Raw genomic sequence first — 8,075 nt, forward strand, 5'->3', positions numbered from 1 at the left:
AAATGTACGGAAAAATTAAAGAGCATTTGCAGAATGAATTGCAAACTATTGAAGAAAACGGAATTTTTAAAAAGGAACGTATTATAACTTCTGCTCAGGATGCTGAAATAACAATTTCTACGGGAGAGAAGGTTTTGAATTTTTGTGCAAACAATTATTTGGGATTATCATCACATCCAGAAGTGATTCAAGCAGCCAAAGACGCTATGGATACACATGGTTTTGGTATGTCATCTGTGCGTTTTATATGTGGAACGCAAGATATTCATAAAACATTAGAGAAAAAGATAGCTGATTTTTATGGAACTGAAGACACGATTTTATATGCAGCAGCTTTTGATGCTAATGGAGGTGTTTTTGAGCCTTTGTTGGGGGAAAATGATGCAATTATATCAGATAGTTTAAATCACGCTTCTATTATAGATGGTGTTCGTTTGTGTAAAGCGGCTCGTTATCGTTATGAAAATAGTAATATGGAGGATTTGGAGCAGCAATTAATTAAAGCAAATGAAGCGGGAGCTCGTTTTAAGTTAATTGTTACAGATGGTGTATTCTCTATGGATGGTGTGGTAGCACCGTTGGATAAAATATGTGACCTAGCAGATAAATATGATGCAATGGTTATGGTGGATGAGTGTCATGCTGCAGGATTTATTGGTGCGACAGGTAAAGGAACTCTTGAGGCAAAAGGAGTAATGGGTAGAGTTGATATCATTACAGGGACTCTGGGTAAAGCTTTAGGTGGAGCTATGGGAGGTTATACAACTGCTAAGAAAGAAATTGTGGAATTATTGCGTCAGCGATCAAGACCATATTTGTTCTCGAATTCATTGGCACCAGCAATTGTTGGGGCATCTATTAAAGTATTCGAGCTTTTGGAAAAAGATACAGTATTAAGAGATAAGCTTGAATGGAATACTAATTATTTTAAAGCAGGCTTGAAGAAAGCAGGGTTTGATATAATTGATGGGGATTCGGCTATTGTTCCGGTTATGTTATATGATGCAAAATTATCGCAGAATATGGCAAATGAATTATTAAAAGAAGGTATTTATGTGATTGGTTTCTTTTTTCCAGTAGTTCCTAAAGAAAAAGCAAGGATAAGAGTACAATTATCTGCTGCTCATACAAAAGACCATCTGGACAGAGCTTTAACAGCATTTGTTAAAGTAGGTAAAATGTTAAATGTTGTATAATTCCCACTTTTTAGGTTTCTAATTGTTTTTTTTTAACATTTCATTTTGTAGTTAAAAATTTACGCATTACTTTTGTCTATAATTAACTAAATTGTAATTAAATAAATTAAGTATGAAACATCTTAACAAACTTTTAGTTGCTGTGATGATGGCGATGGGTTTAACTTCTCACGCACAAGACAGTAACAATCCATGGGCTATCTCTTTTGGAGTTAATGCCGTTGACACTAAAACTAGTGCTGGTGGAGGAAATAATTGGCTAGATCAACATTTTTCTCAGCCTTTCGCAGTGAAAGACAACTGGAATATCCTTCCTTCTGTATCTTACATCAGTGTATCTAGATACGTTGGTAGTAATTTCTCTATAGGATTGCAAGGTTCTGTAAACAAAATTGATAAATACGTAAAATTTGATCCAACTGCAGTTGGTCATGATTCTCGTGGTTATGTAGTTACTAATCCTGGAGATTTAATGTATTATGGTATTGATGCTAATATTAAATATAGCTTCATGTCATTAATTAAATCTAAAGTAATTGATCCTTCGTTACACGTTGGTGGAGGTTACACTTTCTTTGGAGATAGCAGTTTTGGTACTGTTAATCCAGGTGCAGGTTTAACTTTCTGGTTTACTGAAGCAATTGGTTTGTCTTTAGAAACTAGCTATAAAAAAGCTTTTGGAGATAGAGAAGATAAAGCTGGTGCTCCAGATACTCCATCTCATTTCCAACACACTGCAGGTCTTACTTTCAAATTTGGAGGTAAAGATACAGACGGAGACGGTATCTATGATAAAGATGATGCTTGTCCAGATGTTGCAGGTTTAAAACAATTCAACGGATGTCCTGATACTGATGGAGATGGTATTCCAGATGCAAGTGATGCTTGTCCAACTGAATTTGGTTTAGCTGCTTTAAACGGTTGTCCTGATAGAGACGGTGATGGTGTTGCTGATAAAGATGACGCTTGTCCAGATGTATTTGGTTTAGCTTCTTTAAAAGGTTGTCCTGATACTGACGGAGATGGTATTGCTGATAAAGATGACAAATGTCCTACTGTAGCAGGTCCTAAAGAAAATGGTGGATGTCCTTGGCCAGATTCTGATAAAGATGGTGTTCTTGACAAAGATGACGATTGTCCTACTGTACCTGGTCCAGCTAGTAACAGAGGTTGTCCAGAAGTAACTACTGCTGTATTAGATGATCTTAAAGTTCAAGCTAGAGCAGTATTCTTTGACACTGGAAAAGCTACTTTCAAAAAAGGTGATGCTAATACTCCAGCTAGATTAGATGCTATCAAAGAAATCCTTAAAGCTTACCCTAATGCTAAATTCAGCATTGAAGGACATACTGACAGTACAGGTTCAGCAAAAATTAACGATAAACTATCTCAAGAAAGAGCTGATGCTGTAATGAATGCATTAATCGAAAGAGGTGTTAATCCAGCTAACTTAACTGCTAAAGGATTCGGTTCATCTCAACCAGTAGCAAGTAACAAAACTGCTAAAGGTAGAGCTGAAAACAGAAGAACAGAAATTAGACACGTAGGTTCTAAATATGAAGGTAAATTGTAATTTACTTTTCTAAATAATTCTAAAAAGCCATTCTTAATTGAATGGCTTTTTTTATTTTTATACAATGATAGAGACTTACTTTTTAGATAAGATTGCAGCGGTTATTATTGCAGATTATTCAGGTAAATTAGCCGAGACTACTATTATTTTACCAAATAAAAGGGCTAAAATTTTTCTTGTTGAAGCACTAAAAAAACAGATTCACAATACTGTTATTAGTCCGAAGATAATTAGTATTGAGGATTTTATTCAGGATATAGCTTCCGTACGTTCGGTTGATTCAATTGAACTGTTATTTGAGTTTTATGAGGTTTATTTATCTGTAACGGATAAACAGAATCAACAATCATTTGAGCTATTTGCTAACTGGGCAAAAACGCTTTTACAAGATTTTAATGAGATTGACCGTTACTTGTTGGATCCAGCACATGTTTTGTCTTACTTAAAAGATATTGAAGACATAAAGAAATGGGGAATTGAGGTTGAAAATAAAACACAGTTATTAGAGAATTATATAGATTTCTGGAAACTGCTTCCTAATTATTATGAATCGCTGTACAATCATTTGTTAAGTAAACAAATAGGGTATCAGGGATTAATTTATAGAGAAGCCGTTAATAATATAAATCATTTTACAAATTCGGTTTCAAATCAATATTTTGTTTTTGCAGGATTTAATGCTTTAAATGCAGCAGAAGAAAAAATCATTCAACATTTAATTGCTTCAGATCAAGCTAGGATATATTGGGATATCGACAGAGTATTCTTAAATGACCCTTATCACGATGCGGGATTGTTTGTACGACGTTTTAAGGAAGACTGGAAACATTATAAAGCGAATGATTTTGAGTGGATATTCGATGACTTTTCTCAGTCTAAAAACATACAAGTTATTGGGACGCCAAAAACAATTGGTCAGGCCAAAATAACAGGTAGTATAATTGAAGAAATAATTACTAATAATCCAGGTTCATCACTAGATAAAGTAGCTGTTGTGCTTGGCGATGAAAATTTATTAGTTCCGCTTTTATATGCTTTGCCATCTACAGTAGGAGCTTTGAATATAACTATGGGTTATTCTAGTAAAAATAATCCAACTCAAATTTTAATTGCTAAGCTATTTAAAATGCATACCAATGCATTGTCTAGAAATGGTAGTTCTTATGTTTTTTATTATAAAGATGTTTTGGATATTTTGACACATCCTTTGGTTGAGCCATTTGCAAATGTGAAGGAATTGGTAAAAAAAATAAATCAGAACAATTATACTTTTATTACGCATTCCAAGATTATAGAACTTAACGATAGTCCTTCAGATCTATTTTTGTTGCTTTTTCAAAAATGGGATTCTGGTTCTATAGTTGTTTTAAATAATATATCGGCGCTTTTGCTTGTGATAAAGCATAATTTGAGTAATGATAATGAAGAAGATAAAATAGCTAAAACGTTTGTTTTTGCTATTTTTAAAGTAATCAATAAGCTTATCAATTACTACTCTCAACATCTACATATTGATAAAATTGAGACGCTTTATGCTATTTATAAACAAGTTATTGATGTTGCTGAAGTTTCATTTGAAGGAGAGCCTTTAAACGGTTTACAGATAATGGGAGTTTTAGAGAGTCGTGTTTTAGATTTTGATACTGTTATCGTTACTTCTATGAACGAAGGAAAGTTTCCTGCCGGGAAATCGATGAATTCATTTATTCCTTATGATGTAAAACGTGAATTGGGATTACCGACTTTTAAAGAAAAAGATGCTATTTATACATTCCACTTTTATCATTTGTTGCAACGAGCCAAGAATATTTATTTGCTTTATAATACCGAAAGTGAGGGATTGGATGCAGGTGAAAGAAGTCGCTTTATAACACAATTGGAAGTTGAAAAACAACCAAAGCATAATTTGACTCAGGAAATTTATAATGCAGTTTTACCAGAAACAGCTTATCAGCCAATGGTTGTTCCGAAATCTGAAGCTGTAATGACACGTTTAAAAGAAATTGCAGCTACAGGTTTTTCGCCATCGGCATTAACGAGTTATATTCGAAACCCAATTCAATTTTATTTTCAAAAGATATTGCGTATTCGTGAAGTCGAAGAGGTTGAAGAGAATATTGCTTTAAATACTTTAGGAACAATTATTCATGAAACGCTTAAAGCATTATATGATCCTTTTATCGGAAAGTTTATCTCTGAGGACGATATCTCAAATTGTTTCAAATTATTGGATGATGAAGTGTTGAAGCAATTTAAAGTGGTTTATAAAGAAGGAGAAATTAAGAAAGGACGTAATCTTTTGGCTTTTGAAGTTGCTAAACGTAATGTTTTTAATTTTTTAAAAGTAGAATTAGAAAGTATTAAAAAAGGAGATGCGATTAAAATTTTGGCTTTGGAGGAGACCTTCGAAAGAGTATTAACTCATCCAAGTTTACCTTTTCCGGTTTTAATAAAAGGAAATGTAGATAGAATTGAACAGCGTAACGGAGTTATTAGAATTATAGATTACAAAACAGGGAAGGTTGAAAAGGCTAATGTTGTTCTTAAAAATTGGGAAGGGTTAGGAAAGGATATCAAAAATGACAAAATCATTCAGGTTTTAGCATACGCTTATATGTATGAAACAAAAGCTCAGGGTTTGCCTATTGAAGCGGGAATTATTTCTTTCAAGAATTTAAAATCAGGTTTTTTACCTTTTGGATATAAAGAGGAAAAAGATCTAAATATGATTGTTACAAATGAGATAATGCATAATTATTTAGAACAAATCGTGTTGTTGCTCAATGAGATATTAGATATTACAATTCCTTTTGAAGAAAAAATCTAATTTTAAATCCCTTTAAAGAAATCTAATAATACAGTAGTTAATTCTGTTTCATTCTCTATGGAACTCATATGTCCGTCAGGAAAAGTAACGAGAGATACATTTGTGTTTTCTATTTGCTGAATACTTTCTTCGTAGTTTAAAACAGGGTCTTTTTCTCCCAATATTAATAACATCGGGAAAAGATTAGTATGTAAAATAATTTCCTTGTCTTTCCTTATTTTCATTCCTTCTAAGGACGCAACAATTCCCTGAAGAGGAGTTTTCAGAGCTTCCTCTTTTACAAGTTCTATATTTGTGGCAAGTCTTTCTCGGTTGTTTTCGCTAAATAAATTCCCAATGGCAAGACCTATAAAAGCGGCATAGTTTTGTTTAACGGCTTTGATAGCTCGATTTCGGTTTAACTTTCGTTCCGCGCTATCAGGTTTAGAAGTAGAATTTAGTAAAACCAAACCTTCTACCTTTTCGGTATATAATTCGGCGAAAGCCAAAGCAACATAACCACCCATAGAATGTCCTACAAAAACAGCTTTATCAATACCAAGATGTGATAAAACCTCATTAACAACATCGGCATTATCCTCCATAGTATGAACGTAACCTTGAGGTTCAGTTTTCCCATGACCTAATAAATCAATAGTAACGACACGGTAATTTTTAGAAAACGCATCAACATAATGATTCCACATCGTTTTGTTTTCCAAAAAACCATGAAGCAGAACGATAGTAGTTCCTTTTCCTGTGTCAGAATAAGAGATATTGGTGTTTTTAAAAAGAATATTTTTCAAGGAGAGTATATTTAATAATGCAAAAATAAAGGTTTGTAGTGTAAGGAAAAGCAAAACGGCTAACATTTCTGAAAGCCGTTTGTTTTTATAAATTGATTGAACTGATTAAACGTTCATCAAGCTTTCTATTTCATCAGCTTCGATAGGAATGTTACGCATTAAATTAAATGGTTCTCCAGTTTCCTGAATCACAACATTATCTTCTAAGCGAATACCAAAACCTTCGGCAGGAATATAAATTCCAGGTTCAACCGTAAAAACCATATTAGCTTTCATTGGTTCGTGTAACAATCCGTAATCATGCGTGTCTAGACCCATGTGGTGAGAAGTTCCGTGCATGAAATATTTTTTATACGCTGGCCAATCAGGGTTTTCGTTTTGTAGATCGGCTTTATCAATTAGTTTTAAATCTAATAATTCCGAAGTCATTATTTTTCCAACCTCTACATGATATTGTTTCCAAAGCGTTCCAGGTGTAAGCATTTTTGTAGCCTCATTCTTCACGCGTAAAACAGCATTGTAAACTGCTTTTTGGCGAGCCGAGAAAGAACCAGACACAGGAATCGTACGCGACATATCGCTAGAATAATTAGCATATTCGGCAGCAACATCTAGCAAGATTAAATCTCCAGCCTTACATTGTTGGTTGTTTTCGATATAGTGTAAAACATTTGCATTATTTCCAGAAGCAATAATCGGAGTATAAGCAAAACCTTTAGAGCGATTACGAATAAATTCGTGAATAAGTTCCGCTTCAATCTCGTATTCCGTTACATTAGGTTTTACAAAAGGCAATAATCTTCGGAAACCTTTTTCGGTAATATTACAAGCTTGCTGAATCAAATCGATTTCTTCGCTTTCCTTTACCGAACGAATGCGTTGCAATATTGGGTTACTTTTAGCAACCTGATGAGCAGGATAACGCTCTTTCCACCATTTTACAAAACGAGCCTCACGAGTTTCAGTCTCAACAGTAGCACGATAATGCTCATTAGTATTAATGTACATAGTATCGGCATAAGTCATCATTTCGTTCAGAATCTTATGAAAATCTTGTAACCAATAAACGGTTTTAATTCCCGAAACTTCAAATGCGCGTTGTTTAGTAAGTTTCTCCCCTTCCCAAACAGCAATATGGTCATTGGTTTCTTTCAAAAACAAAATCTCACGCTGATTCTCGTACGGAGCATCAGGAAAAAGCAACAAGACGCTTTCTTCTTGATCTACACCACTTAAGTAAAAAATATCTCTATGTTGAGCAAAAGGCAATGTACTATCGGCGCTAACTGGGTAAATATCATTTGAATTAAAAACCGCTACACTATTAGGCTTCATTTGAGCCATGAATTTTTCGCGATTTTTTATAAAAAGAGAGCTGTTTATTTGATGATATTTCATATTAATTGTGTTTTATACTTTGAATACTCAAAAATACTAATTTTAGAAATACGAGATTGGTTTGGTTTATTAAAATTTTCTTATTTGTTTGAGGTTTTTTGTTTACACAATACTCGCGCAAACTTGTCTTTCTGAGGAACGAAGAATCTCCACAAGGAACTCGGTAAAGATTGACGATTTTGATTACGAAGCTTCTCGCGAAGATTTCTCCTCTGTCGGAAATGACAGTATTGAGAAAATCTTAGTAACTCAGAACCTTAGAATCTTAATAATGGCGTGTCCCTCCGGGTCGGGCT

General features: G+C 33.8%; 5 protein-coding genes. 3 read left to right on the forward strand and 2 right to left on the reverse strand.

What is annotated here, in order from left to right:
* The first annotated feature begins 2 nt into the window (after positions 1-2).
* The 3 genes from kbl to OIU83_RS09045 all read left to right on the forward strand — a co-directional run bounded on the left by kbl (position 3) and on the right by OIU83_RS09045 (position 5,596).
* Entirely contained in the window at positions 3-1,196 is a 1,194-nt protein-coding gene (gene kbl, locus OIU83_RS09035) for a glycine C-acetyltransferase (RefSeq protein WP_264205927.1), read from the forward strand.
* A 112-nt stretch (positions 1,197-1,308) separates the two neighbouring features.
* Positions 1,309-2,769, forward strand: a complete 1,461-nt coding sequence (locus OIU83_RS09040) for an OmpA family protein (protein ID WP_264205928.1) — start codon at positions 1,309-1,311, stop codon at positions 2,767-2,769.
* A 64-nt stretch (positions 2,770-2,833) separates the two neighbouring features.
* Complete coding sequence (locus tag OIU83_RS09045; protein ID WP_264205929.1) at positions 2,834-5,596, forward strand: PD-(D/E)XK nuclease family protein; 2,763 nt, start codon at positions 2,834-2,836, stop codon at positions 5,594-5,596.
* Positions 5,597-5,598: 2 nt separating this feature from the next.
* Here OIU83_RS09045 and OIU83_RS09050 read toward each other — a convergent pair whose 3' ends face one another.
* Together OIU83_RS09050 and OIU83_RS09055 are read right to left on the reverse strand one after the other, a co-directional pair.
* Positions 5,599-6,381: an alpha/beta fold hydrolase gene (locus tag OIU83_RS09050; RefSeq protein WP_264205930.1), complete on the reverse strand. Its 783-nt coding sequence runs from the start codon at positions 6,379-6,381 to the stop codon at positions 5,599-5,601.
* 105 nt (positions 6,382-6,486) lie between these two features.
* Positions 6,487-7,779, reverse strand: coding sequence for an aminopeptidase P family protein (locus OIU83_RS09055; protein ID WP_264205931.1), 1,293 nt, complete (start codon positions 7,777-7,779; stop codon positions 6,487-6,489).
* Positions 7,780-8,075: the final 296 nt, after the last annotated feature.

Source organism: Flavobacterium shii (assembly GCF_025847235.1).
GTDB lineage: Bacteria > Bacteroidota > Bacteroidia > Flavobacteriales > Flavobacteriaceae > Flavobacterium > Flavobacterium shii.